Here is a 26,501-nt window from a genome sequence, read left to right on the forward strand (position 1 = left end):
CGTAACCATGCGATGAGAAGCACGATCTCAAGTCCAACGCAGAACCAGACAACCCAGTTAATTTTGCGGCGAGGTAGGTCGAAGTTCGCTATCACATCGCTCAACCATGTGATCAAGTCCCATTTCTTGATACAGACCACGGGCGCTTTGGAGGGCTTCGATCGATTTCTTCTTCCGCTTGAGCTTTGCAAGAGTAAGTCCTAAGTTAAATCGAGAATTAGCTTCACCCCGTCGATCTCCAATCTCGTGTGCGATCTCCAAGGACTGTTGATAGAAGTCGACCGCGCGTTGATGCTGTCCTAACGAATCGTAACCATTACCCAAACCACCGAGAGAAGCAGCTTCACCCCCTCGGTCTCCAATCTCGCGTGCAATCTCATAGTGCTGTTGATGAAACTCAACCGCGCGTTGATGCTGTCCTAGTGAATCGTAAGCAATACCCAAATTACCGAGGGAAGCGGCTTCACCCCCTCGGTCTCCAATCTCGCGTGCAATCTCATAGTGCTGTTGATGAAACTCAACCGCGCGTTGATGCTGTCCTAGCGAATCGTAAGCAATACCCAAATTACCGAGGGAAGCGGCTTCACCCCCTCGGTCTCCAATCTCGCGCTTAATCTCTAAGGACTGTTGATGAAAGTCGATCGCGCGTTGATACTGTCCTAACGATTGGTAAGCAACACCCAAATTACCGAGAGAAGCAGCTTCACCCCCTCGGTCTCCAATCTCGCGTGCAATCTCTAAGGACTGTTGGTAGGCTGAGATTGCTGCTTCATACTGCGATTGACCGGATAGAAAGTTACCCAATCTGAGCAATACGCCGATCAGATCAACTTGATTGTTGAGTTTCTGATGTTGATTGACTGAACTCTGAAAAGCAGCGATCGCTTGTTGTCTTTCTTGCGCTAAATCTCTTGCTGCTCCGTTAGCAATTCGCGCTGCATAAACCTGTCCTAGCTGATCATACAGCATTGCTAAATTCGCTGATTCCGCTGAGACAGCCTCTAACTGTTGAATCTCTGAAAGCAACTCTTCTAATGGCGGCAAAAACTTGTCATCCGATCTCTCTTGAATCGATGGTGATCGAGGCTCCCCTTGCCAAAGCGCGATCGTCGGCTCTTCTTCTTCAGAAGCAAACCGCAATACCGCTTTCCGCCAACTCCAAAAATCCGGCGCTCGTTTGCTCATCTCCCGCAAAATCCGATGCGTCACCCACAGCACAATCGGATAGCAAAACTCTCGCAACCCTTCCCGCGTCCACTGCAAATACCCGAAAAACTTATCCAGATCGCTCTGTTCCTCAGCCTCCCGCATCGTCACCCGCAACAACCACTCCGTCCCCGTCACCGTCACCACCGCTGGATAACCTTCTCCAAGCTCCAAACTCGCCAACCCCGATCGCAAACTCGGCTCTGTTTCTAGCACAATCCGAAACGGTCGAATCTTTGCCTGTTTCGCCTCGGACTCATAGCGATCGATGACCTGCTGCCTTAAGCGCAAATCATCACACGCCACCACAATCAACGCTAAGCGATCCTGACTGTTCTCAATCAGCGAGATCAAACGCTCATACGTTTCCTCATTCTTTAACGTGAAAGCCTTAAGCGGTTGTCCCATCCAAAACCCCCTCCCGCACTAACAAATCGCGCACGATCGGATTCAAGTCATACCAGAGCAACGCATTACGATACTCCAACACATACAGCCCATGCAATAAATCTAACAGCCGCTGACTCTCCATATCTTGCAGTTTAAGCTGCTCATAAATCAACTTCAACGCCTCAAAATCAGCCTGCCCCAACACTTCCGCTGCTTCAATCTGCAACTCCGTCACGACTTCATCTAAAATCTGCTGATTCACAATCACATCAGGCTGCTCGAACTGTTGCCGCCGGATCTGTCCGCGAAGCTTTAGCATTGCCTTATCACAACAGCGATCGCTAATCCGAATAAACTCCCGCAACACGCCCCCACTGAGCAGAATAATTTGCTGCCTCACATCCTCGTCAATTAAATCTAGAGGTACTCGTCGCGCCAAAATTTCTTCAAACACTTCCACACAAGCGACATCTGGCACTCGATCCAATCTTCTCACCGTCGCTTTACTAAAAAACTTTGCCACGCGCATCGTATGAATCTTGTTGACATAAGTAGTAATGCTCGTCTTGATTGCGACCTCACGCAGTATCGCGATCGGAACCGTGTAGAGAATCCGACAGTTTGGGTCAAGCAACGACTGAATATTCTTGCGAAACATCGTTTCTGTCACGCTCAAATCCAACTTATCCAGATCATCGATAATGACTAAAACTTGCTGCTTCGTGGCATTCTCAATATAAGCTTGCAATTGATTGATCTGAGCAACTAAATCTGAAGTGCGACGAGCAAACTTAATCGAAATCTCCTGACGAATGACCGAATTGATTTTTAACTTGGATCGAACCTTCGCTAAAAACTCCAAAATCACCGGAATTCCTCCTTTGACCGTCGCTTCTGTATTCGCCTCAATCTCGGCTTCGACTGCTTTTGATTCCGTCTCAGTGTGTTCGCCAAGCCAGCGATAAAACCCTTTTTTAATTCCGGGTTGCAGCCGAATCGAGCGACGTTCAGCGTCTTCAAGTAACTGCAACGCCATCGAAAACAAAACATTGACATGATCGACCGCCGATCGCTCGATCGTGTCTGCGATCGAAAACATGACAACGAAATATCGATTCGTTTCCCCCAAACGAAAGCCCAACTCGGCTAACAGCGTCGATTTACCACAGCCTCGATGTCCCGTGAAAATCAGCTTATTGTCTTGAGAGACACTATCCTCGATCGCCTGTTCTAGTTCATCGACTAACTCCATCTGATACTCCACTCCTAGTCGAGCCAAAGCTTGACGAGTGACGAGTGGATCAAGTTGGAGATTGCGCCCTGCCTCGCGAGACTCTTCCAAACGGCGTTGCAGCGCTTCTAAACTGGGCATACGAGGCATCTCTACTCAACGGCTTTCCTATTGTATTCGGTTGCAAAGCAGCAGAAACCTGATCGACAAGAAAAGCGCCATATCGGGCGAACAGGGGCGCGATCGTCGTATCTCCTCACGCTGTCACCCCATCCGCCCTTCTCGCCACCGCAACCGTCCTACTGTTATTCGTGAAAACCGCAACCGATACCACGAACCTTCAAATCTTCACCGCAAACGTTCAACCATTTGCCACAAATGACGAGGTTTTCACCGTGAACCTACTCACCTTCTCTGTATCGCTGCGGAAACCCCTGAAACGCGATCGGGCAAAAGTGCCGAAACTCGGACGAAAAACAGCACGAAAAAGCTCGCCCTAGCTGCTATCAACTAACAAAATAACCGGGAGCAGTCGCACACTGCTCCCGGTTGAACAATTCCTGAGTTAGATGCTATTTCACGGACTGTGCAACGTTCTCCGCTCTCACCACATATTGAGAAGCTGGAACATTCTGGTCCAGTGCAGGTAACTTGCCTTGATTTACTAATGCTTGATGCACGATCGCGGCAATTTCTCCACGAGTTGCAGGGCGTTGTGGATTCAGTTCGCGCACATTCGGATGATTCACGACAACGTTCGATCGCGTTGCGCTTTCGACCGCCCAATTTGCATATTGAGGAATGCGATCGGCATCGGTATAGAACTCATTTAACTGAAGCGATTTGCTGCTTTGAGGTGTGGTTGCTTTTGCAATAGCAGTTTGAGGAGCGGCAGGCGGTTGCTGAATGGGGAGAGCGGCAGCAGCTTGACGAATCGGTGCAACAAAAGGCTGAAGTAATGCAGCACTCGCCAGCGGTAACATCATTCTGCGACGGGGTTGGCGAGTGGTTTGGGCTGTAGCTTGATTGTTCTGAGGTTGGGCGGTGGTTTGATTGGTTGAAGCGGCTTGAATATTCGCGGGCACTTTGGAATTGAGATTCAGTGTCTGAGCTAAGGAAGCTAATGCTTCGGCTTTCGTGACTGGTTGCTGAGGACGGAAATTTCCACCCGGATAGCCGCTCATAAATCCAGCTTCGTAAGCTTCTTTAATGGCAGGAGATGCCCAGTAGCCTTCGGGAACATCGCGATAGTCACTGCCACTACTGATTCGACGTTTCGCAGGTTCGTTGAAAGCGGCTCTTAACATGGCGGCGAATTCATCTCGATCGACGGTTTGATCCGGGCGGAATGTGCCATCGGGATAGCCTCTTACAATGTTGCGGTTTGCTAAGGCAGCGATAAACGGCTGTGCCCAATAATTCTGAGTATCTGGAAAGTTTGCGTTTTGTGCTCGACCGGGATTAGAAAGTGTAGAGAAAAGGGCGACAGAACTGGTAGTGATGCCGACGACAGCTAAGGTAACATTTCGCACCAAAGCATTGTTTTTCACATTAAACATACGATTTCTCCTAGTAAGTCTCTTTCTTTGCAATATCGTGTTCATAGTAGTGATCGTTGCAATCAATTTTCTCTGTCGCCTGATAGAGAACTCTAAGGTACATAGACGGGCATCGGTTCGATTCCAAGCTGCGATCGCCATTCTGCAAGCGGTCGATCCCAGTGTTCTTCCCAACGTTGTGCAAGGAGCGGTTTTGCTTTGGCTCCCATGCGGTACCCAGAGGCAACACGATCGAGCAATCGATCTAATTGTTCAGGGTGATTTAACATCGTGCTCACAAATGCGCCTGCAATCAGAATTCCAGCTAACGGGCGACGAGTTTGGGCAAGTTCAAACGCTTTAAGTCCAATTTCGCCGGGAACATCGACGCTCATTCCGGTGACGACGTGCCAAATATCGTGCGTTTGGCGCAATCGAAATAAAAGACACGTTTCATCATCGACCACTTCGATTTTGCGATAGAAGCCAGGATCAAAGCCTGATGAGGAAATGTATTGAGCAAAGGCGTATCCGAGAGAATTCGCGGGATGAGTCATCAGTTTGGCTAAATCGGGGACGGGCGCAGAATAGCGATCGCTCACCAATTTTGCCACGTCTGGATCTTTCAGCATGTATTTCACCGATGCTGCCATCGTTTGCGGATGCGATCGCACTAAAGCATCCTCGACATCGTAAATTGATTCCGTTTGTGTGGGATCTCTTAATAAACCAAGAACGGATTTCAGCGTGTTTAAATAATCTAAATTGAGCCGACGCAAATCTTTAAAGTTCATAACTTTTAGTATTCATTTAAACGTCATGCTCACCATAATCGATCTCAATTTCGATCGCGTTAATTATTTAGATTTCTTTTTGCCCTTCTTAGGCTTCTCATCTAATGCGCCTTCGATTTTGGCGTTGAATCCGTAGACTTGGCGAGATCCGGCTAATGCAACTAAAGTGACTTCTCGATCGTCTCCCGGTTCAAAGCGAACGGCGGTTCCGGCAGGGATGTCTAATCGCATTCCACGGGCGCGATCGCGATCAAATTCCAAAGCCGCATTGACTTCAAAAAAATGGAAATGCGAACCGACTTGAATTGGTCGATCGCCTCGATTTGCGACCTTCAGCGTTACTGTGTCTCGTCCTGCATTCAGTTCGATTTCACCGTCTCCGATAAACATTTCACCTGGAATCATGACTGCTTTCTCCTATCGAATCGGGTGGTGAACGGTGACTAATTTTGTGCCATCTGGGAAAGTTGCTTCGACTTGAACTTCGTGAATCATTTCCGAGATTCCATCCATCACGTCGTCTTGTGTGAGCAGCGTCGTTCCATAGTTCATCAATTCTGCAACGGTTTGCCCATCTCTTGCCCCTTCGAGAATTGCCGCAGAAAGATATGCGATCGCTTCTGGATAATTTAGCTTTAAGCCTCTTGCTTTGCGACGTTCTGCGACTAAAGCAGCCGTAAAAATGAGTAATTTATCTTTCTCTTGCGGCGTAAGTTGCATCGAAATCCCTCTGGTCGAATCGGGACTATTCTCGCAGCTTTCTCGATGATTCCGGTGCGGTTTTACAATTTATTCCAGTTCAATGAGTTGAAATGGGTTGAATTTGATCGAGCACTGCGGCTTCGGTTTGATGAGCATAGTACAATTCCCAACAAAGCTGACTGTTTAGCCAAAAGTCAGGAGACATCTGGAAGTATTTTGCGAGTCTTAGAGCAGTACTGGGTGTAATGCCTCGGCGACCGTTGACAATTTCATTAATGCGTTGGTAGGGAACGTGGATTGCCTCAGCAAGTTGACGCTGAGTAATGCCCATTGGCTGTAAAAACTCGTGAACGAGTAATTCTCCAGGATGAGTCGGTGGACGATGAGTAGGAATGCGAATCATTTGAGTTCCTCAGTGATAGTCTACAATTTCGACATCTTCAGCACCATCCTGTGTCCAGATAAAACAGATACGGTATTGCTGATTGACTCTGATGCTGTGTTGTCCTTCACGATCGCCCTGTAAAGCTTCTAGCTGATTGCCAGGAGGAATTCGCAAATCATCGAGATTGACGGCAAAGTTAAGTTGATCTAGTTTTCGTCGAGCAATGTCCCAACGATTTTGAGGACAAGCTTTAAGGGCTTTTTTTGAGGCGATACCGTTAAAAATATCTGCGGTTGCTTCCGTTTTGAATGAGATGATCATGATAAGTCGGTATCCCGGATACCATGATATCAAATCAGCGAAATTTGATTACAACTGCCACACACGCGGAATGCAGATCGATCGACCTGAGATCACTCTCACCATTCCCCACACATCAATTAACCAGCGTCGTGCTTCTGTGCTCGAATGCCCACGATATCGACAAAGTAAGCCCAAAGGCAAACGTGTGACTCCAATCTCTCCAGAAGTCCCGCTCCAAAGTAATCTCGCTTTTTCCACACAATCAGAATCAACCGCTTTTCCAATCCAGACAAAGCTTGCCACAATCGGACAACCTGCTAAACCGTGAGGGCTATTAAATGTGGTTTCACTGCCCGAAAGCCATTGTCGATCGATCCAAATCGGTTTTCCTGATTGCCAAACTTCGGTACGCGATCGCCAATTCCCTTCAATGAATCGTTCTCCTCGCGCACTGCGTCCAAATCGCGTCAGATCCCAGCCAATATACTCACCACCCGGTGCGAGATTTACGGTCATTTCCTGACGAAATGAAGCTTGATTGAACACGATCGCATCGAGCGGCAACCATTCTAAACAAGCTCTTTCTGCAATGTCGATCGCGATCGTTTGACGAGCTTCGCGCCCATTGGTGCGATAGATCTTACTGGCTGCCGGAGTCGTAATCAGTGCTTGACTATCGGGAGCAAGGCGGAACTCGAAGGATAAGCGATCGCCTCCCACGATTCCGCCCGCCGTGTGCATGATCACACTATGACAAACCTCGCCGCCCTCCGGATAGAAAGGGCGCTGCACCTTGAGGGGAGCCTGTCCTTGATTTTCAATTAGCTGTGTCACACCGCGTCGATTTTCAAAACCCAGGCGCAATCTGCCATGCCAATCGCTGGGGGACAAATCAGAAGAGACAGAACGAGGTAAGTTCACGGAATAGAGCGGCTAAAGGACAATTTCCTTAGCTTCCCTGAACAATAGCACAACCCTCAAAATTCTTCACAAGCTTTTCAGATTTAGTTCTAGATGGCACAATACGTTGACTACGAATTGTTAAAAACCACTCTCAGAGGAACTCGATCGTGCAAAAGACGATGTTTGCTGCTTTATCTGTCTTGGTTGGTGTGATGATTCCGACGATCGCACAAGCAAATACCGCCGGAAGTCTGAGAATTGTGGTAGACGGAATTCGCCAGCAACAGGGACAAGTCTGTGTCAGCTTGTTTGCTGGAAGCCAAGGATTTCCAGATCGAGGCGATCGAGCCGTCCGCGCTCAATGTGTTCCCGCCGGAAAGCGCACTGCATTAACGTTTCGGAATGTGGCATTTGGTAATTACGCGATCGCGGTTTATCACGATCGCAATGGCAACGGAAAGCTTGATCGTAATTTTTTAGGAATTCCGACCGAGGGATTTGGCTTCTCGCGCAATCCGGTGATTCGGACGGGTGCACCGAGATTTGGGGAGGCAGCGGTGTTTGTCGCGGGAACGGAAACGATCGCTCAAATTCAATTGCAGTATTTCTAGAAGCGGTGGGTCGGGCATCTTGTCTGACCTACTCTAGTGACCATTCTGCCGCAGCTTCCCAGCCTAATCCTTTTCGGACGATCGCAGGTTCATCGCTGGTAAAGTCCAAAATCGTCGAAACTGCTTGAGCTGGCTCTTGTCCGGTATCCACGATTAGATCAACAATTCGATCCATACTGTCAAACAGCTCTGGTAACGAGAGATTCTCTGGGTCGCGAACTTTCAGCGGAATGGTTTCATCTTCGACCGGAACATGAGCAGAAGTTGAAATGATCGGATTGCCTAACGCTTTTAACAGCGCTTGGCACACCGGATGATCTGGAACACGAATCCCAGTTGTTTTTCGCTTGGGACTCATCACAAGTTTGGGTACGAGTTTTGTCGCAGGAAGTAAAAATGTGTAAGGTCCCGGAACCAGACTTCGCATCATCCGGTAAGCCTGATCAGTGACGATCGCATATTGAGCAATATCCGAAAGCGACGGACACAGGAATGTTAACGGTTTGTCATTTGCTAATTGCTTAAGCTGGCGAACCCGTTGAACTCCCGATTTAGAGTTGAGATCGCAACCGATCGCGTAAACAGTATCGGTTGGATATAGCATCACAGCCCCGTTTCGTAGTTCTGCGACAACTTGATCAATGGTGCGAGCTTGCGGATTTTCAGGATGAATTTTGTAGAGTGTTGCCATGTTTGAGTGCGGGTGTATTGTGGAGAAGTATTTACCCTTCTAGAAGTGTGATGAGCAAGATCGCTTACCTGGATTGCCCCACGGGGATTGCTGGAGATATGTGCCTTGGGGCGTTGGTGGATTTGGGTGTTCCTCTAGCGTATCTAACGGAGTGCCTCGATCGATTAGGAATTTCTGAAGAATACGAACTTTCGACAGAGACGGTTCACCGGAATGGGCAAGGTGCAACGAAAGTTCATGTGAAATTAAAGTCTGAAACACAGCATTCTCATCACCACGATCATTCTCATGAGCACCATCACGATCATTCTCACGACAAGTTGCGCCGCTTACCTGAAATAGAAAAGATGATTCAGGGTGCAAAACTTCCACCACGGGCAGAAACTTGGAGTTTAGAAGTCTTTCGACAATTAGCGATCGCAGAAGGTGCCGTTCACGGAATCTCACCCGCAGAAGTCCATTTTCACGAAGTCGGCGCGATCGATGCAATCGTGGATATTGTCGGAACCTGTCTCGGTTTAGATTGGCTGAAGGTCGATCGCATTGTGTGTTCTCCTCTTCCCACCGGAGGCGGAACTGTCTGGGCAGCACACGGACGCTTACCTGTTCCTGTTCCAGCCGTTCTAAAGTTGTTTGAACTGCGGCAGGTTCCAATCTATAGCAATGGTATCGAGAAAGAGTTAGTCACTCCCACTGGAGCCGCGATCGCGACTACACTTGCAGCAACGTTCAGCGCTCCCCCCAAAATGACGATACAGAAAATCGGTTTGGGAGCCGGAACGATCGATCTACCGATTCCAAACATGATCCGCATCTGGCTTGGAACGACTGAAGAATCAACTCCTGAAACAGTGACAGTGCTCGAAACTCAGATTGATGATCTCAATCCACAAGCGATCGGCTATCTCTTCGAGACGTTACTAGAAGCGGGTGCGCTCGATGTGTTCACTCAAGCGATCGGCATGAAAAAGTCGCGTCCTGGAATTTTGCTCACTGTGATTTGCTCTTCAGACCGAGTTGCAGACTGCGAAACCATCTTATTTCGAGAAACAACGACATTAGGCATTCGTAGAACAATCCAACAAAGAACAATTCTCGATCGACGATTCGAGCAAGTTGAAACAGAATACGGCTTAGTTCAGGTAAAAATTGCATCGCGCAAGGGTACGATCGTCAATGTTCAACCAGAGTACGAAGACTGTGTTCGCATCGCTCGAAAGGTAAATTTGCCTTGGAAAGAAGTGCATCGAATTGTGTTGCAAACCTGGTATCAAGCTCAGATTTGACATTTTCTCGTAGAATAAAAGCGGATTTGATTGCGTAATTTCACATAAGTCTCAGAGAGCCAGATCTATTGAATCAACAGGAGTTTCACAACGCTGGAGATCGATCATGTGCTGGCAAGCAGGGGGAAACTACGCGGGACAGAGTCTTCGAGGGCAAGACTTTAGCGGACTCGATTTAAGTCGATCGAACTTTCAAGGCTGCGATTTAACCAGAGCTACTTTTGTAGGCACTGATCTCACCGGAGCAGATCTCACAGGTGCAATGCTCAAGAATGCTTACCTTGAATCCGCCATTTTGATTGATGCGGATTTACAAGATGCTCGACTGTATGAAGCAAACTTGCGAGAAGCAAATTTATATCGAGCAAATTTAGCGTTTTCAATGTTAGCAGGAGCCGATTTCAAACAAGCGCGTCTCTGTCGTGCAAACCTCACTGGAGCAGCGTTACAGGGTGCTTTTTTGAAATGTGCAGACTTGAGTGATGCCATTCTCGATCGAGCAAATCTCCGCCGCGCTAAACTCTGTGGAGCCATTCTCAATCGATCGCGCTTTGTCGAAGCGATTCTACAAAATGCTGATCTTTGCTTCGTCGATCTAAGACGAGCAAATCTGCAAAATGCAAAGCTAGATGGTGCGGGACTCGATAACGCGAACCTTTTCAAAGCGAACTTATCTGGAGCGAATTTAAGTCGAGCAAGTTTAGTCACAGCAATGCTCTGTAAGGCAGATTTGAGCGATACGGTTCTACGCGGTGCCGATCTGAGTCATGCAAATCTGACAGGCGCAAATTTAAGTCGATCGAGAATCGGAGGTGCAACTTTAATTGGAGCAACGTTAAACCATGCGAACTTAACCGATGCAATGTTTACGCGATCGAACCTCAGTGATAGCTCATTTCGAGAAGCTGATCTAACTAACTCAAAGCTCAATCGAACTTATCTTAGTGGTGTCTCGTTTGAAGATGCCATCATGACCAATGTTCGCTTGAGTGGTTCGGTAATGTTGAGAGCTTACTTTCACAATGCCCGCTTACAGGGAGCATTGTTGAATCGAACTTATCTGAGCTATTCGGATCTCAGTTTGGCAAGGTTAAATAGTGCGAACCTAATGGCATCTACTTTAGTGCGAGTGAATTGGGAAAGTACGATCGTAGATCAAGCTCGGTTTGGAGGTAATCTGGGCTTATTGCGTCCTCAGCGCGAGTGGTTACAGTCCCATGGAGCCGATTTTAGTTTGTCACCGTTACCGGATGAAATGCCTGCTTCGATGCCGTTGCTCGAATCCTTTCAAAGTGACTTACACGATCGCTTAACGGATCTCGATGATGCAACGGAGCGACTCAGAGAAGCGATCGAGCTATTGAGCGAAAGCTGTGAAACCTTAACGAAACAAGCTCGATTTAAATCTATTACAAAGGTGCAAACTCAGATTGAACTGATCGAAGCAGAATGCGATCGTGCGGAAGAAAGAAGCGATCGCTATCTTGCTCAAATCCAGTCGCTGAGAATGACTGATCCAGGCTCAAGAGTCATTGAACTATTAGACGGCATTCATGCTCAAATCTTTCGATTGAGCCAGCTTCAGCGATCGGCATTTGAGCGAGTGCGAATGAACAATCCCGGAGAACCAGAGCGCTCGATCGATTTAGAAGAACGAATGAATGAGATTGATCTTACGATCGATGACGTTATCGATTTGCCGGATGAGGAAGATTAGAGCGTATTTTAGATCGCTCTTTCATAAAACGCTTTCATCTCTCCAAACCATTCTTGCCGCGACTTTTCCCAAGTGTAGAACATGTGCCCACCCAGGTAATGTTTCAGCGTTAAATTCGATCGCACATCCGAATGCAGTTTCATCAAATCCGCCAAATGATTCGACGCAAAATAAGGAGTCACTAAATCAAAAATGCCGTGACAAATATAAACCTGCATAGACGGATTCAAGGTCATTCCAACCCGCAATTCATCGACTGATCCAACAAAGCCCTGCTTAAAATCCCCTTGCAGGTCATACTTCCAAGCTTTGAAAACCTCAAGACTCAGCAAATGGTAGGTTAAGTCTGTTTCGACCCCAAGCGTATCGCGCAAATGACTATTAATGCCGCCCGTGAACAATCGATCGAGTCCATCTAATGTTGGATCACTGCCTTCGTACGAAGTGCGATCGGGAAACGGATCGATCGCCGTAATCGAAGCATCATACAATCCCACGATCTTTTGCTGATCTCTGAGCAATTCCCGCGAAAAAACTTCTAATCCAACTCGTCCACCTTGCCGCTCAACGATCGATTCCGACAATCCAATCAATCCCGCTAACTGTCGATACACCGCCTGCCGCTCTTCCACATCCAACGCATCGCCCAGTGCTAACGCTGGTATCAATTTCTGACGGGCGAACTGTTCTGCTGCGGCTTGATGGGCTTGGACATCTCCGGGTGCGCCTGCCCATTTTGCTCGATCGTGGTGTGCGGCTGAAACTGCTAACGAGGGCACTAAAGTTGCCCAAGAAGTCAGTGTGTAATCGCTTTCATCCAGCAAACTAAACTCCAAAGCTGGCGAAATTAGAATTGCTCCGGATAGTCCAATTCCAAACTCTTGCTGAAGTTTCTGAGCTAACTTTGCGACTCGAAATCCCCCGTAGCTTTCACCTGCAATAAACACCGGAGAAAGCCAACGTTTTTGACGAGACAGAAAGCGCTGAATGAATTCGCCGATCGCTCTTAAATCTCGATCGACTTGCCAAAATTCGGTTTCTTTAGGTTTCTCTTCTTCTTTTGGTGTGTCTGTCGATTTCTCGGACTCTTTCGGAATGCTGCGACTAAAACCCGTTCCGATCGGGTCAATAAACACTAAATCCGTAAAGCTTAACCAGCTTTCTGCATTGTCTACTAATCGCACAGGTGGCTTCGGTAGATTCCCGTTTGCTTCAAAATAAACCCGTTTCGGTCCTAATGCTCCGAGATGTAAATAAGCAGAAGCCGCTCCCGGTCCACCATTGAAAACAAAAGTAATCGGTCTTGGCGAGTTACTTTCTGCTAGATAAGCCACATAAAACATTTCTGCGATCGGCTTTTCTCGATCGAATAACGTCTGCCATTGTGCCGATGCCGTGTAGTGAATCGTGCGATCGTGAAGCGCGGTGGAACCATCGTCAATTTGCAGCGAATGTTCAGTCGTATTGCCTTGGCGCGTCGTTGGAGTCGTTTCAGACATGATCAATCTCTATCCAGGTCTGTGTCTTTCTCAGCATACCTGCCACAACAGCAAGGTCAATCTTTCGGATTAATGATCAGGAGTCCATAAAAAGAGACTCAGCTTGCAATATTCTTGAAACCCCAATCGAGCATACAAGGGTGTACCCATCGGAGACGCTTGCAGGATTGCTAACTGGTAGCCCAAGTTCTGTGCTTCCTTTAAAGCAGCTTGAGTCACGGCTAGAGCGATTCCTTGTCGTCTTGCTTCTGGAATCGTTGCAACAAAATAGATTCCGGCAATTCCATCTTTGGGATACAGCGCTGAAATTCCGGCTGGCTGCCCGTTCCAAAGTGCGAGATACCGACTGTAAGGCATTTCTAACTCTGATTCTAGGACAAACAACGAGTCGAAGAGGTTCATCGGTGTCTCGAATCCAATCATGGCAACTTTGACCCACTGTTCGAGCGTTGCTGCATCTTCTACCTTCAAAATTTCTATCGTTTCACGCTCTGAAACAGGACTAAATGTAGAAAGATCGATCGCCATCCCAGGAAGCTCCATGATCCGAGTTAATCCATGAGCTTCTAGCGATGTTTCGAGGATTGAAGGTTCTGCCAGTGAAGTTGTCCACCAAACAAACGGTAATTGTTTTTGAGCAAAATGGTCGATCGTTTGATCGATTCGTTCATCGATCGTGCCCAACCCAAACTGAGTCCGGATTACGCCGTTATAAAGCGGAGTCGGAACAATTGTGCTAAATCCAGAACAATCGAAATGCTCAAATAATTCTCCGTGTGAAGTGCGACCATAGTTGAGCCAGTAGCTTTCTAGATTGGAAACGATCGCAGCTACGATGTCTTTCGATTCCATGTTCTTATCCTCGCTCGTATAACACCCGAAATCGCCGTACCGTTCCCGGTTCAGCAAAATCCTCAAATTCCACCTGAGACAGTCCAGCTTGCTCGAATCCCGCTAATTCTGCCTTAGTTAACGGAAATGGAACATCTGTTAAAGCTTGCTCTGGCTCTCGACCACGACAAATTACTAATAACTGTCCCGATCGCGTAACCAATTGGGCAATCTTTGGAATCGCTTTCGCTCGTAATTCAGGTGGCATCGCTTGAATCGTGTAAGACTCCAACACAAAGTCAAACGCCCCTTTCCAGGCATCAGGGATTGCGAACAAATCAGCAACTTCATAAGTGACCGACGAATTTGGAAAGCGCTGATGACACCAAGCGATCGCACTCTCCGAAATATCAAACCCAGTCACGTCTAATCCCCGTTTTGCGAGTTCTTCTGCATCATCGCCCAAACCGCAACCGATCACGACCGCGCTCTTACCCCGAATTAATCCCCGCTCCAACCAGTCCAACACCATCGCATTCGGAGTTAACCGCGCCCAAGGAACCGCAGCCGGATCACCGTTTGCAGTCGCATAAAGTGTTTCAAACCATCCCAACGGATCGCCGTTTTGAATGGCTTCCGTTGAGAGTTGAACCGTTCGGCTGTAGGCATCCGTCATACTGCGATTTTTGCTTGTCTTGCGATGACTCCACGATCGAAGACTAATCCATCCGCCCCGATGCCCTCGATCTTCAGATGATCCGGATACACCTCGATCGCGCTAAATCCATAGCGAGACACTGAATATTCCGTCATCTTCGATCGACCGACCGGACGCAAACTTGCGCCTCCGATGCCCGTCACTAAATACGTCGTGCCCTCGATCGAAGCCGATCGCTCATAGTGATGTTCGTGCCCGTTGATATAAAGCTGAACCTGATGCTTCTTGAACAACGGCGAAAACTTCTGAACCATCACAGCATCGGTTCCGTAATGTCCAGATGAATAAATTGGATGATGCCCGTACACAATTTTCCAAGGTGCAGTGCTACGTCCTAATTCAGCATCGAGCCAAGCCATTTGATCCTTCCAGTCTGCATTGACATTCGTATCCAACACAAAGAACTGGACATCTTTCTCGCGGTAAGTATAGTAGCGACCGTTCATGTTGAAATTCGCGTACTGCACCTGTGGATCACCGTTTTCTGTACGGATGTCATGATTACCGAGACAAGCCCGAAAACGCACATTCTGACTCAATAGCGGCGCATACGGTTCTTCAAATGCAACGCCAATCCGCTCCATTTCACCGCTGTTATAAATGTTATCGCCTGCTAGCGTGACTAACGAATACGGATTCTTGCGGTGATACTGTACCATTGCATTCGCGGATGCCAACTGATTGCGATCGCCCGCTCCCGAATCCGCGACCGCTGCAAATCGCAGCATCAATTCTTTCCTTGCTGGTTTGGGCAGTTCAGAAACCGTTTGCGGCATCCCAGAAATTTGCTCAGACGGGCGACTCAGGGTTTTTCCAGCAACGGCAAGCCCCAGAGAACCTAATCCTCCTAACACCAGAAGTTGACGACGCTTTAAGCTCATACAGATTTGTTCTTAAACAACAGTACGATCGACAAATGATAGATTGATGATGCGATCGCTTTTCACTTTACTAGACTCAACGGGCTTTCTTTTGTCGAGGAGATAACATCAATGTCACAACCAGACGCTAATTCACCCACAGAATCCCAGTCCAGTGTGACACGATCGCAAGCGACTGCAACAAAATTTCTCGAAACCCTGAGAACGGGGACGATCGGGACGCTTCGGTCAACCAGTCGCTTTCTCGAACAAGCCGCCACTCGTCTCGAATCCGCTCAAGAACCAAATCCGCTCTTATTGAAAATCACAACCGGAGCCACGATGCTTGCAGCGCGCTTCGCGTTCGCGCTCGAACGAGTCGCCCCGCTTTGGAAAAAGCTACTGACGCTGATTCGAGATCGACTTCCTGCCGATCTAAACGGCAAATTCGGCGATCGTACGCTCAGCGGCATTTTGATCGGCTCGATCGTCGTTCTCTTCTGGTTCACATCTTCGCTCTTTTCTTCAAAACCTGCTCAACCTGTTCAAGTTGCGACTCGTCCCCCCGTCACGATTCCCGCTGAACCGACCCAATTTCCGACTGATCTTTCTGCTCCCGAAACCGCGCTTGAAGTCGTCTCGGCTCCCGTAATTGAAGAACCTGTTGCAGAAATTCCCGTCGAAGAACCAATCATAGAAGCACCTGTAGAAGAACCGATCGCAGAAGTTCCTCCTGTGGTCGAACCGAGTCCTGAACCGATTGTAGAGCTATCTCCTGAACCGTCTCCGGAGCCAGAACTCACTCCAGAACAAAAACAGATCGCCGCGATTCAGACGCAAGTGATGGAAATTAGCGATCGCTTTATTGGCGGGTTAGTCACCTCAGTTGAACCGCAGATCGATCGCGATCGACTCAAAGTTCGTGTGTCCGAAGATTGGTATCGATTTAGTTCAGATCAGCAAGACCGATTTGCGAATGAACTCTGGGAGAAATCACAATCGATCGAGCTACCCAAACTTGAAATCACCGATGCTCAAGGAGCTTTGATCGCCCGTCCGCCGATCGTGGGTGACTCGATGATCATTCTCCAGCGCAAAGCCGTTTAGAACTCTTTTTTTAACTGAAAGAAACTATAGCCTGACGGATAATCATCGACCTGGGCAAACATTTCATAGCCCAACTTCTCGTAAAATCCCTTCGCCTGAAAACTAAACGTATCCAAAATCGCCTCGGTGCATCCCCGCTGTTTGGCTTCCTGTTCTGCTAAATGCATCAATCGTTTACCAAATCCTTGATGGCGCAGCGATTCTTCAACCCAAAGTGTTTCAATCAACAGCCAATTCCAGCGAGTCAACCCCACCAATCCCGCTCTGATCTTTTGTCGATCGTCCAACAGAAAAATCTCTAACGGTATGCCCCGTAGCGCTCCCTGTTCAAACAATCCATCCCTAAAAGCGCTTTCGGTGTTGTACTGCCGTAATTTCGATCGTACATACCCTCGATAAGACGGATGCTCCTGAGAGAACATCGCAAAGTGATAAGTCTCATTGTGATCGACGAGTAGTGCGGGCAGCTTATGACGCAGAGCGCGATCGAACGCTTGCACCTGAGCTTCAATTCCCGTAATCGCCGTTCCAACGACAACCGCAAATGCTCCTAAATCGAGCGCCTGTCTTGCCATCTCAGGAGTTGCAATTCCACCTTCACAAAGGACTGGAACACTCAGCTTTTCAGCAACTTGGCTCAAAAGATCAAATCCGGGCGGCGAGTGTTCCTCGGTTTCTTTGGTATAGCCGTAGAGTGTTGTTGCAATCAAATCAGCTCCCGCTTCAGCCGCAGCGATCGCAGCTTCTAAACTATCAACATCTGCCACCACGGGCTTCTGAAGTTCCGTATGAATGCGATCGATTAAACTTGCTACGGATTCAGGGCGATCGCGTAAAGTCGCATCGATCGCGATCAAGTCGGCTCCCGCTTCGGCGATCGCGATCGCGTGTTCAAATTTTGGAGTGATGTACACTTCAGAGTGCAGAATCGCTTGTTTCCACAGTCCAAGGATTGGGGCGGTTGTGCATTGGCGAACGGCGGCGATGTGTTCTGGTGTATCAATTCGGACGGCGGCTGCGTTTTGCATCAGCGCAGCTTCCGCGATCGCGGCAATGATTTGAGGATGACGAAGCGGAGATTCGGATGGGGCTTGACAAGAGACAATCAACCCATATTCAAGTATCTTTAGAAGCTGGGCGAAATCTTTTGTCATAAATTAAATTGCTACCTTTGATATCACAGTATTTAATCAGATTAACCAGAAGAAGTTTTGTGCAGTTCTTTACCAGCGTATTGATATTAAACTGACCTCGGTGTTTAATCAAATTTCTGATTCCTTGTTTTTGGTAAAAGCTGTTTAATAACACATTCTTATTTCAGGCTTAAAAACTTAAAGCATCAAGATAGGAATTGATTTAAACAAAATTTAATCCAATCAATTCTTCTCAAGAACTCAAGTTTTATACTCTATTTTTTGCCAGTAATTAATCACAAGCAAAGGATGTAAATCCTCTTTTATCACTAAATTATCTGTGAATCCGGAGAGTTTAGAAGGCTTCTTGCTATACAAACTTCACCAAAAAAATCCTGGTGTGTAAAAGCGGGTAGCTTCTGGTACATCCAGGATTTGCTTTAGCGGATTTGCAACTGATAGCTAAGAGGATGTTTGAAAAGTTGTCGTTCGTTGCAGCGTCCCGCCCTGAAATGAATTTCGGGCTAATCGGCGCAAGTCCATTGAAATGGACTAAGAACTTGAAAATAGCTCCTAGTCTATTTCAGTAGACTTTCCACCATTAGCCCGAAATTTATTTCAGGGCGGGAGGCAATCGAAGCGAAGAAACTTTTTATACTTTTCAAACACCCTCTAAGACCGAACCTGAACAGGCATTACGAGATAAGTCATCTTCAAGTTACCCAACGGCGACAAGACAACTGGACTCGTTGCCGTATTCAACTGCATCTGAACTTCTGTGCTGTTGATTGCTTTCAGTCCATCGAGCAAGTACCGAACGTTAAACGCAATATCCATCCCTTCTCCAGAAATCTGAGCTGGAATTGCTTCTCGTCCACTGCCGACATCTTGAGCATCCACCGACAAAGTAAGCTGCTCAGTGATGGGATCAAGCTGCACTTTTACAATGTTATTTTTCTGGTCAGCTAACACTGAAATCCGCTCCAACGCACTAAGAAACGCTCGTCGATCGATAGTCATCTGATGCGTAAATTGACGCGGAACAAGCTGACGATAGTTCGGATATTGTCCTTCTAACAGGCGGCTCGTCAGACGCTGATCCGTCCACTCGAACACCACTTGACCTTGATCAAATTGCACATTGATCGCATTTCCATTTTGGCGATCGAGCATTTTCATCAACTCCTGAAGCGCTTTCGCTGGAACCGTCACATCCAGATGCGTCTCTGCTTCTGGAGCATCTTCTTCAACGGTTGTGACGACTGCCAATCGATGTCCATCAGTGGCTGCAAACTCCAAACCATCCTGCTGCATACTGACATGTACACCCGTCAAGACCTGCTTCGTTTCGTCCGCACTTGCCGCGAACAATGATCCGCGTAGACCATCGACTAAGCGATCGGCTGCCAACTGAGTCTGCTCCCCTTCGTCGATCTTCGGTAGTTCAGGAAACTCTTCAGCTCCCATTCCGCGAACCTGATAGCGTCCTGATGCTGAAGTAATGGTCGTGATGTGATTGGCATCGATATCGCTTTCGATCGTAATATCACCATCAGCTAATCGCGATACAATGTCGTTCAGCAGTTTTGCGGGAAGCGTGAGAACGCCACCAGTTTCGACTTGGGCTGGAAAGCTTGTTTGAATGCCCAAGCTGAGATCGAAAGCGCTGAGAATCACGCGCTGGCTTGCACTGTCCGCTTTTAGTAGAACGTTGGCAAGAATCGGATGGCTGGGGCGCGAAGCAACCGCACGACTAACCAGCGATAAGTGGGAGTTGAGGTGAGTTTGGGCGCAGACCAGTTTCATAGAAGTTGCCGGAGTATGGGACAAGAAAGCTGTGGAAAAGCGAGACGTACTCTATATAAGGCGAATCTTTGAAGTTTTAACCCTACATCTAGCGTTTTTGATGGCGTTTGAGCATATTAACACTCTTTGCAGAATAGATCGATTCTGATGAAAAAATCATTGTCTTCAGTACTATTGTACGACTTGTGGAAAATGTGGAAAACTTAGCAAAAGGCGATTTTTGCGGACGAAGCGCGATCGTGCCCTGTGGAAAACTTTGACTCAGGCTGTGGAAAGATTCGGAATTTCCGCAGATCGATCGAGGTTTTCGACAGGTTTTTCACAGTTTTTCCACAGGAACGATGCGGTTTTCCACAGTCCGAACTGAATCGATAAGCAGAAATAATCAGTTTCTCGGAATCATATTAGCCCAGCCTTTATTGCATCCTTTTTAGGAGAAAGTGAGGTTGCACTCGCAAAAAGGGAACGTCAAACCCACCGATTGGTCATAACATTTACTGTAATTGCTTGTGATATGACCGCCAGTCTCAATCGCTCCGCCTCGCGCACTTCCTCCACCCTCCGTCCTATGGCATCGATCGCCCGTAAAAACCTCTTTGAAGATATCCCCCGGTTTATCGTCGCCCAAGCTGGAATCGTTTTCGCCGTTAGCCTCGTCACCATCCAAATCGGCATTCTTCGAGGCTTCAGCCGATCAACCGCTCGCCTGGTCGATCAGTCCAGTGCCGATCTCTGGGTCGCCTCACAAGATATCGTGCATCTCGAATTGTCTTCACCGATGCCCGCTCAACGCGTAGAAGAAGCTCAAAAAGTGGCGGGAGTCGATCGAGCCGAAGCTCTAATGATTCGATCGAGCATTTGGCGCGATAGTAACGGCAAAATTAGCCCGATTCGGATCTACGGCTTTGATCCAAATAGTCGCATGTTCGCAGGTTGGCAAGTCACACAAGGCAAGCTTTCAGATTTGAATCAGCCGTATTCAGTGATTGTTGATGCAAATAGTTTGAAAGGGTTGGGATTAAAGCAATTAAACGATCGCGCAACGATCGGAGCTTTTAACGCGCTCCCCGCCCGATTTGTTGGAAAGACACAAGACACTCAATCGATCGCATCGAGCGCATTTATCTACACTTCTCTAGAAAATGCCAACGCTTACGGTCTTGGCGGCTCAGACACTGGCATCACCTGCAAAACCGACTCTAGCGGCAGAATCGACTGCCTGAATCAAACACCCAAATTTGGCGACCCCGAACCGAATCCCCCTCCACCGCGTCGCGTCAACGTGCAAGATCCCATTTCATTCGTCCTGATCCGCGCCAAACCGGGCGAAGATCTTGACCAACTCAGACAGCGGCTCAAATCTGCCTTACCCAATACCCGCGTGTTTACCCAAGCCGAAATTGCCGACCTCACCCGCTCCTACTGGACCACTCGAACCGGAGTCGGCTTTGTGCTTGGACTCGGTGCCACCGTCGGCTTTATCGTCGGAATGGTCATCGTCGGTCAAATCCTTTACTCATCGGTTTCTGACCATATTCGCGAGTTTGGAACTCTCAAAGCGATGGGTGCGTCAAACTGGGTAATCTACAGCGTGATTCTAGAACAAGCGCTTTGGATGGCGGTCTTGGGATATCTTCCCAGCATTGCTCTGTGTCTTGGTTTGGGTGCGTGGACGCAAGCCTCGAATGGCATCATGATTCTAATCACACCTGCGACTGGAGTCGGAATCTTCGTCTTAACCGTCGTGATGTGCGTTGGATCTGCCCTATTTGCGGTGCAAAAAGTGACCAGAGTTGATCCCGCGATCGTGTTTAAAGCATGAGCTTGCTGGAAACTGCGAAGATCAGCGTAAAATTTTGAATTATCTTTACGCATCTGCACATGGATAGAAATCTTTCTCAATCCAAATGCACGACAATCGTTCACACATCTGTCACATGAATTCATCCCATAGCAGAATTTGAACTTCTAAAATAAACGTAAGGTCTAATCCCACAGGGGATGAAACGCCTGTCTTGACTCACTAAAGTTAGGGTCTGGTGCAATTCGTCTGGAGTTTAGTCACCTACGCTTGAAGTCATGAATGATTGGAACGTTTTGATACTGCTCCCCACACACCCTTTCTCATAAACTGTTTTCCTACCGTCTGTTAAACGAATGACTGCAACCTCGATAGATTTGATGTTTCGCGCTGAGAGTCGGGAGATCGAACCCGGCTCAAACAGCTTGGATTGGACAGATAAAGCGATCGCTGCTGGTGGGGTGGAGATGGTGTACCAGACCGGGGGCGAGCGCTATCAAGCATTGCGCCAGGTGGAGTTGACGGTGCGCTATGGCGACATTCAGCTTCTCATGGGTCCGTCTGGGTCGGGTAAAACGACGCTCCTGTCAATCCTGGCGGGAATTCTGACTCCGACAGGGGGTTCAGTTCGCCTGATGGGTCAAGACATTGCCAAGCTCTCTAGTGCAAAACTAGCTCAGTTCCGACTCAATAACATTGGCTTCATTTTTCAAGGCTTTAATTTATTTCCCGCCCTGAGCGCGATCGAGAACATTGAAGTTGCGCTCAATCTCAAAGGCATTCGAGGAACCGCAGCCCGCAAGGAAGCGTTAGAGCTATTGAATCAAGTGGGACTTGCCGATCGAGCGAAGCAACTTCCGAGAGATCTTTCCGGTGGACAAAAGCAGCGAGTCGCGATTGCTCGTGCGCTGGCAGGCAATCCGTCGCTCATTATGGCGGATGAACCGACAGCGGCGCTCGATTCTCATAACGGTCATGCAGTGATCGAACTTCTACGATCGCTAGCGAAAGAGAAAGGGCGGACGGTGCTGATTGTGACACACGATCCACGAATTGCCGATGTTGCAGATCATATTGCTTATTTGGAAGATGGAATTTTACAGAGGGATGGACGATCGGAAATCGATCGATTTCGAGAAACCCTAACTCGATGATTCAGGAAGCGGGAAATTAAGCCCGCTTTTTTGATGAAAAACCAACAACCTATCTTCAGGTAGATCGACTTTGCTGGTAGAACTTGATAGTTTATTCATGTGAGCGAAACGCAGCAAAGACTTCTTGAAAAGCGAACCGCTCACCCGCTGTTTCTATGATTGCCTCCTATAACGAAACCGAATTATCGGGAAAAGCCACTGCTTTTTCATAACCCTATCTAAACCAGTAAGAGCGCTACCAAGTCGGCAGCGCTCTTATTATTTTCGTGCCTGAATTACTTGTAAACTTCCGCCTGCATAAAGCCGCGATCGCTGCACTTGAAATCCAATTTCTTGCAACAATTCTTCAAGGTTTATTTTGATTAATTGCCATGCCGTTTCTGTCTCAAACAACCAGAAAAAGATCGCCAATCCAGGAATAAAAATTGGATTTGTTGGCTGATGAAAATCAACCATTGCAAACACGCCACCCGGTTTCAAAACCCGATACACTTCTTGCAAAATTTGCCGCAGTTGATCCACTCCCATTTCGTGCATCGCTGCACTGGTGTGAACTAAATCAAATGAGCAATCCTCGATCGGCATTTTTTCCGCAAACGCTTCAACGTATTCAGCTTCTGGAACATTCTGTTTTGCTCGACGAATCGAGAGCGGCGACGCATCTAATCCGGTGACATGGTGCGATCGCTTGACTAAAAATTGCGCTGTCTGTCCGCTTCCACAACAAAGATCGAGCACGTTAGTCTCAGGCTCGATCGATAATTCCTCCAGTGCCAACTGTCGAAATCGAGCTTCTCCGCCCACACTCAACGCCGCCACCCTCGAAATCCCGTCATACAACCACTGATACTGATAACTCCAATCTCTTAAAATCGTTGCCATTTCAATCCCCTTTCAGCCTTCTCAGTGCATTATCGACTGCAAGCTGTTGATCTCGCTGCGTAATCCACTGATGATACGTTCGCGTGTGCACCAGTACCGAATGCCCCATCATCTTCGCAGCAACCGTGTCAGATAGCCCGATGTGAATCGTTCTGACTGCCCAAGCATGACGCAAGTCATAAGGAGAAAAGGGCAACTCATAGCGGTGAAATTGCGTCGTGACTCGTTTTCCAACTTGCTGCAATGTGGTTTTACTTAAATCGGTTTCAACAGACGGCAATTGAACATCACGCAAGTTAAACGCCTCGATCCATTCAGGGTGAAATGCCCACACTTGGTGACTTCCGGTTTTCGTCGTGGGCAAAACTTCGATCGAGGTTTCCCCCTTGTTCAAGCCGCTTAAATTACAGTAAAACACCTCATGATTTCTCAGCCCAAAGGTTGCCATCATGCCATAAACAAACTGCCAAGCCGAATTCGGAATCGTTGCCCAAATCGCTAAAATCTCATCATCCGAAGGCAATTGACGCATCTGAGTCTGACTTGCCCCGTAGCGACCCGAAAGCGTTTTCAAATCTTTCGGCAGCGCTAAGTTGAGAAATTCGGCAAACGCGCTCAGAGTTGTACAACAGAGTTGGCGGCTGCGGGAATGATTTTTCGTCGCATCGATCGTTTTATAAATCACTTCAGTCAGCGTTAAAGATGGAGAATCGGCAGCGATCGCGCTTAACTTTCTCAAGTAGGGCGCATACGCACTCGTCCAAGTGGTTTTCGTGGATGCGGGATTGATCGATCGTTCTGGTTGCTCGAAAAAATATTGCTCGAATGCAGCAATTTGCTGATTCAAGGTTTGCTGACTTAATCGTTTTCCATCGGTAAATGTGAGATATTCTCGCCAATCAAACTTGTTCTGAATTAACTGCGCCGCGACGATTTTTGCTTCTTGTTCAATCTGTTTCAGCCCTGCGGGAGTTGCCGGAATTCCTAGACTTAGTCTCTGCTGATAAGGACGCAATCGAGAACTGTCTGGACGCGGTGGCAATGTTCCTCTAAGTGCCAATTTCACGCCTCGACGTTCCACTTGTAGACCCAATTGAGCCATCTTGAGACGCTGATTGAGTTGAACAATTCGGGCATCTAATGCCGCTAAATCTGCCATCGGTAAGCGGTACAAAAAAGTCAACTTGATACATTGATTAAACTCAGCGAGATTGTCACCAACCCCGCTGGTCTTCAAAACCGTGCTTGAAGGTCTTTCAGTTCACACGGCTCCTCAATATCTTGATACTTGTCACATATACCTTAACCTGAGTTCGGGATAAGGTTAGGTGCTTGGCAAATAGAACTCGCCCAGGCGTATGCGCCTCATTTCTTAACCCGAACTCAGGTTAGGATAAGAATAGGGAGCTTTACAACGTTTGGTGAAGTTCTGAGTCTATCCGCGATCGCCCCTGCACAAAATTATGGCTTTTTTCCGTCAATACATCGCCCCGCTGATCGTCGTTTTAGTGTTTGTGTTCTCGCTTGTGGTCGTGAGTGCACGAATTTTTCTACCGAATGATATGGCAGCGCCCGCCCCGATCGAAGAGGCGAATCCGACAAGCGATAAGGCTCAAACTCCGGATGATGCTGCGGTTGCAGGATTGCCTCCGAGCCTTGCTCCGTTTATTCAAGGTTTGCCCAACGACCCAGCACAGCTATAAATGACAGAGTGGGTGGAAGGATATCGGCTCGATCGTGGTTCTGGTGGAACCAAGGAACGCGATCGACTTTTGAATTTTATGCACCGGACTTACGCTGAACTGTTTCCGGGGGGCGAGTTTCCCTATCTTGAGCATGCCGTTCATCGATTTTTGTCTCCAGAAACGCCGCTGTGGTGGGTGCAGAAATCCAACGAAGCGCAATGGAATCCGGTAGCTGGATTGTGGCTAGGAAGCGCGATCGATCAAGGAACGGGGGATAGACAGGCGCATATTTTATTACTGTATGTGATGCCAGATCATCGACGAAAGGGCGTTGGAGCGGCGCTAGTGCGCTACGCTGAAACATGGGCAAAATCACGCGGCGATCGACAAATCGGGCTGCAAGTGTTTGAAACGAATTTGCCTGCCTTGGGACTTTATCGCGCTTTGGGTTATGAAACTCAGTCGCGGTGGATGACCAAATCGATCGAGAATGCTGAATAAGATAAGACCTATGTATAGCGACGACGAATTAAAAGTTTTAGATATTGAAGCTGATTTAGCCGATCCGTTAGACGAAATTCCTGCGATCGAAGATGAGGTTGCGCCGAAACCTGATCCCGATGAGATGCTTCCGCTACTGATGGCATCGGATATTCAACAGCGAATGTTGGCGGCGCGGGTGTTTTGTGATATTCAAGACGATCGAGCGATTCCGCAGTTGATCAATTTGTTGAGCGATCCTTGTCCGTTGGTGCGGGTGAGTGCGGCGTATGCGTTGGGACGAAATCCAAGTCCGGATGCGGTAGAACCGCTGATCGATCGCTATAACCAGGATTGGAATGGGTACGTGCGGAAGGGGATTGTTTGGGCATTGGGGAATTGTCGCGATCGTCGATCGCTCAATACGCTCACGGATGCGGTGAAGAACGATATTTCTGCGGTGCGTCTGTGGGCAGCGAGTTCTCTAGCGCAGATGGCGAGTTTGGGATATGACACGATCGTGGCTGCGGTTCCGCCTTTAATTGAAGGGCTGCGGCGTGATCCGGTGGCGGCGATTCGGAGTAATTGCGCTTGGTCGCTGGGTGAATTGTGTCGGGAAATGCCCTCGAATGTGGTGTATGCAACTGCGATCGATGCTTTGATCGAAGCGTTTGCGGAGGATGAGGATACCGGAGTGCGCGAGGATGCGAAATCTTCGATGTTGAAGGTTGGCGATGCACGCGGGTTGCAAGTGATTGAGACGCTGGAGCAGGAAGATTGGTTTTGAT

At 48.0% G+C, this 26,501-nt stretch carries 27 protein-coding genes; 9 read left to right on the top strand and 18 right to left on the bottom strand.

Annotation, left to right across the window (positions count from 1 at the left end; translation table 11 throughout):
- Positions 1-57: 57 nt before the first annotated feature.
- The 9 genes from NIES2104_RS17850 to NIES2104_RS17890 form a co-directional block, all read right to left on the bottom strand.
- The gene (locus tag NIES2104_RS17850; protein ID WP_058999623.1) at positions 58-1,614 is read right to left on the bottom strand and encodes a tetratricopeptide repeat protein; all 1,557 of its coding nucleotides are present in this window, start codon (positions 1,612-1,614) and stop codon (positions 58-60) included.
- Positions 1,598-2,977: a P-loop NTPase fold protein gene (locus NIES2104_RS17855; protein ID WP_082690027.1), complete on the bottom strand. Its 1,380-nt coding sequence runs from the start codon at positions 2,975-2,977 to the stop codon at positions 1,598-1,600. Before NIES2104_RS17855 ends, NIES2104_RS17850 begins: the two co-directional genes overlap by 17 nt.
- Before the next feature lie 422 nt (positions 2,978-3,399).
- Positions 3,400-4,386 carry an S-layer homology domain-containing protein gene (locus tag NIES2104_RS17860; RefSeq protein WP_058999625.1) on the bottom strand — a complete coding sequence of 329 codons (987 nt, stop codon included), beginning with the start codon at positions 4,384-4,386 and terminating at the stop codon, positions 3,400-3,402.
- Positions 4,387-4,478: 92 nt separating this feature from the next.
- Positions 4,479-5,159: a Coq4 family protein gene (locus tag NIES2104_RS17865; protein ID WP_058999626.1), complete on the bottom strand. Its 681-nt coding sequence runs from the start codon at positions 5,157-5,159 to the stop codon at positions 4,479-4,481.
- A gap of 63 nt (positions 5,160-5,222) precedes the next feature.
- Positions 5,223-5,564 carry an urease subunit beta gene (locus tag NIES2104_RS17870; protein WP_058999627.1) on the bottom strand — a complete coding sequence of 114 codons (342 nt, stop codon included), beginning with the start codon at positions 5,562-5,564 and terminating at the stop codon, positions 5,223-5,225.
- Positions 5,565-5,576: 12 nt separating this feature from the next.
- Complete coding sequence (gene ureA, locus NIES2104_RS17875) at positions 5,577-5,879, bottom strand: urease subunit gamma (protein ID WP_058999628.1); 303 nt, start codon at positions 5,877-5,879, stop codon at positions 5,577-5,579.
- A gap of 79 nt (positions 5,880-5,958) precedes the next feature.
- Positions 5,959-6,264 (bottom strand): HigA family addiction module antitoxin, encoded by a 306-nt coding sequence (locus NIES2104_RS17880; protein WP_058999629.1) that lies wholly within the window; start codon positions 6,262-6,264, stop codon positions 5,959-5,961.
- Between the two features lie 9 nt (positions 6,265-6,273).
- On the bottom strand, positions 6,274-6,567 hold the full coding sequence (locus NIES2104_RS17885; protein WP_058999630.1) for a type II toxin-antitoxin system RelE/ParE family toxin: 294 nt from the start codon (positions 6,565-6,567) through the stop codon (positions 6,274-6,276).
- Between the two features lie 48 nt (positions 6,568-6,615).
- Complete coding sequence (locus NIES2104_RS17890) at positions 6,616-7,470, bottom strand: urease accessory protein UreD (RefSeq protein WP_058999631.1); 855 nt, start codon at positions 7,468-7,470, stop codon at positions 6,616-6,618.
- Positions 7,471-7,619: 149 nt separating this feature from the next.
- Between NIES2104_RS17890 and NIES2104_RS17895 the strand changes: the two genes are divergently transcribed.
- A complete protein-coding gene (locus NIES2104_RS17895) occupies positions 7,620-8,063 on the top strand; it encodes a DUF2141 domain-containing protein (protein WP_225895259.1) in 444 nt (147 codons plus the stop codon).
- 28 nt (positions 8,064-8,091) lie between these two features.
- On the opposite strand, the gene NIES2104_RS17900 is transcribed toward NIES2104_RS17895, so the two are convergent.
- Positions 8,092-8,754: an L-threonylcarbamoyladenylate synthase gene (locus NIES2104_RS17900; RefSeq protein ID WP_058999633.1), complete on the bottom strand. Its 663-nt coding sequence runs from the start codon at positions 8,752-8,754 to the stop codon at positions 8,092-8,094.
- Positions 8,755-8,804: 50 nt separating this feature from the next.
- Between NIES2104_RS17900 and larC the strand changes: the two genes are divergently transcribed.
- Complete coding sequence (larC, locus tag NIES2104_RS17905; protein WP_058999634.1) at positions 8,805-10,040, top strand: nickel pincer cofactor biosynthesis protein LarC; 1,236 nt, start codon at positions 8,805-8,807, stop codon at positions 10,038-10,040.
- Between the two features lie 106 nt (positions 10,041-10,146).
- Positions 10,147-11,757: a pentapeptide repeat-containing protein gene (locus NIES2104_RS17910; RefSeq protein ID WP_058999635.1), complete on the top strand. Its 1,611-nt coding sequence runs from the start codon at positions 10,147-10,149 to the stop codon at positions 11,755-11,757.
- 8 nt (positions 11,758-11,765) lie between these two features.
- Here NIES2104_RS17910 and NIES2104_RS17915 read toward each other — a convergent pair whose 3' ends face one another.
- From NIES2104_RS17915 to NIES2104_RS17930, 4 genes are all read right to left on the bottom strand, one after another.
- Positions 11,766-13,256 (bottom strand): S10 family peptidase, encoded by a 1,491-nt coding sequence (locus NIES2104_RS17915; RefSeq protein WP_058999636.1) that lies wholly within the window; start codon positions 13,254-13,256, stop codon positions 11,766-11,768.
- A gap of 69 nt (positions 13,257-13,325) precedes the next feature.
- Positions 13,326-14,108 carry a GNAT family N-acetyltransferase gene (locus NIES2104_RS17920; protein WP_058999637.1) on the bottom strand — a complete coding sequence of 261 codons (783 nt, stop codon included), beginning with the start codon at positions 14,106-14,108 and terminating at the stop codon, positions 13,326-13,328.
- A 4-nt stretch (positions 14,109-14,112) separates the two neighbouring features.
- Positions 14,113-14,763, bottom strand: a complete 651-nt coding sequence (locus tag NIES2104_RS17925; protein WP_058999638.1) for a bifunctional 2-polyprenyl-6-hydroxyphenol methylase/3-demethylubiquinol 3-O-methyltransferase UbiG — start codon at positions 14,761-14,763, stop codon at positions 14,113-14,115.
- Positions 14,760-15,686 (bottom strand): metallophosphoesterase, encoded by a 927-nt coding sequence (locus NIES2104_RS17930; RefSeq protein WP_058999639.1) that lies wholly within the window; start codon positions 15,684-15,686, stop codon positions 14,760-14,762. The genes NIES2104_RS17925 and NIES2104_RS17930 overlap by 4 nt, the downstream gene beginning before the upstream one ends.
- A 111-nt stretch (positions 15,687-15,797) precedes the next feature.
- Here NIES2104_RS17930 and NIES2104_RS17935 point away from each other — a divergent pair, with 111 nt between their 5' ends.
- Positions 15,798-16,772, top strand: a complete 975-nt coding sequence (locus NIES2104_RS17935) for a hypothetical protein (RefSeq protein ID WP_156426985.1) — start codon at positions 15,798-15,800, stop codon at positions 16,770-16,772.
- On the opposite strand, the gene NIES2104_RS33495 is transcribed toward NIES2104_RS17935, so the two are convergent.
- Both NIES2104_RS33495 and dnaN read right to left on the bottom strand, forming a co-directional pair.
- Entirely contained in the window at positions 16,769-17,926 is a 1,158-nt protein-coding gene (locus NIES2104_RS33495; protein ID WP_072218096.1) for a putative N-acetylmannosamine-6-phosphate 2-epimerase, read from the bottom strand. The genes NIES2104_RS17935 and NIES2104_RS33495 overlap by 4 nt on opposite strands.
- Positions 17,927-18,577: 651 nt before the next feature.
- The gene (gene dnaN / locus NIES2104_RS17945) at positions 18,578-19,711 is read right to left on the bottom strand and encodes a DNA polymerase III subunit beta (protein ID WP_058999641.1); all 1,134 of its coding nucleotides are present in this window, start codon (positions 19,709-19,711) and stop codon (positions 18,578-18,580) included.
- Positions 19,712-20,225: 514 nt separating this feature from the next.
- On the opposite strand from dnaN, the gene NIES2104_RS17950 reads away from it, so the two are divergent.
- Complete coding sequence (locus NIES2104_RS17950; RefSeq protein WP_082690028.1) at positions 20,226-21,533, top strand: FtsX-like permease family protein; 1,308 nt, start codon at positions 20,226-20,228, stop codon at positions 21,531-21,533.
- 359 nt (positions 21,534-21,892) lie between these two features.
- Positions 21,893-22,666 (top strand): ABC transporter ATP-binding protein, encoded by a 774-nt coding sequence (locus NIES2104_RS17955; protein ID WP_063270213.1) that lies wholly within the window; start codon positions 21,893-21,895, stop codon positions 22,664-22,666.
- 258 nt (positions 22,667-22,924) lie between these two features.
- Here NIES2104_RS17955 and NIES2104_RS17960 read toward each other — a convergent pair whose 3' ends face one another.
- A complete protein-coding gene (locus NIES2104_RS17960) occupies positions 22,925-23,548 on the bottom strand; it encodes a class I SAM-dependent methyltransferase (protein WP_058999644.1) in 624 nt (207 codons plus the stop codon).
- 1 nt (position 23,549) lies between these two features.
- Positions 23,550-24,731, bottom strand: a complete 1,182-nt coding sequence (locus tag NIES2104_RS17965; protein ID WP_304608006.1) for a site-specific integrase — start codon at positions 24,729-24,731, stop codon at positions 23,550-23,552.
- Between the two features lie 280 nt (positions 24,732-25,011).
- Between NIES2104_RS17965 and NIES2104_RS17970 the strand changes: the two genes are divergently transcribed.
- Genes NIES2104_RS17970 through NIES2104_RS17980 form a run of 3 tightly spaced genes read left to right on the top strand, consistent with a single transcriptional unit; the run spans position 25,012 to position 26,500 of the window.
- Positions 25,012-25,251, top strand: a complete 240-nt coding sequence (locus NIES2104_RS17970) for a hypothetical protein (RefSeq protein WP_058999646.1) — start codon at positions 25,012-25,014, stop codon at positions 25,249-25,251.
- A complete protein-coding gene (locus tag NIES2104_RS17975) occupies positions 25,252-25,734 on the top strand; it encodes an N-acetyltransferase (protein WP_058999647.1) in 483 nt (160 codons plus the stop codon). It abuts the gene before it with no gap.
- A 10-nt stretch (positions 25,735-25,744) separates the two neighbouring features.
- Complete coding sequence (locus NIES2104_RS17980) at positions 25,745-26,500, top strand: HEAT repeat domain-containing protein (RefSeq protein WP_058999648.1); 756 nt, start codon at positions 25,745-25,747, stop codon at positions 26,498-26,500.
- Position 26,501: the final 1 nt, after the last annotated feature.

The sequence above is a fragment of the Leptolyngbya sp. NIES-2104 genome, from assembly GCF_001485215.1.
Classification (GTDB): Bacteria; Cyanobacteriota; Cyanobacteriia; order Leptolyngbyales; family Leptolyngbyaceae; genus Leptolyngbya.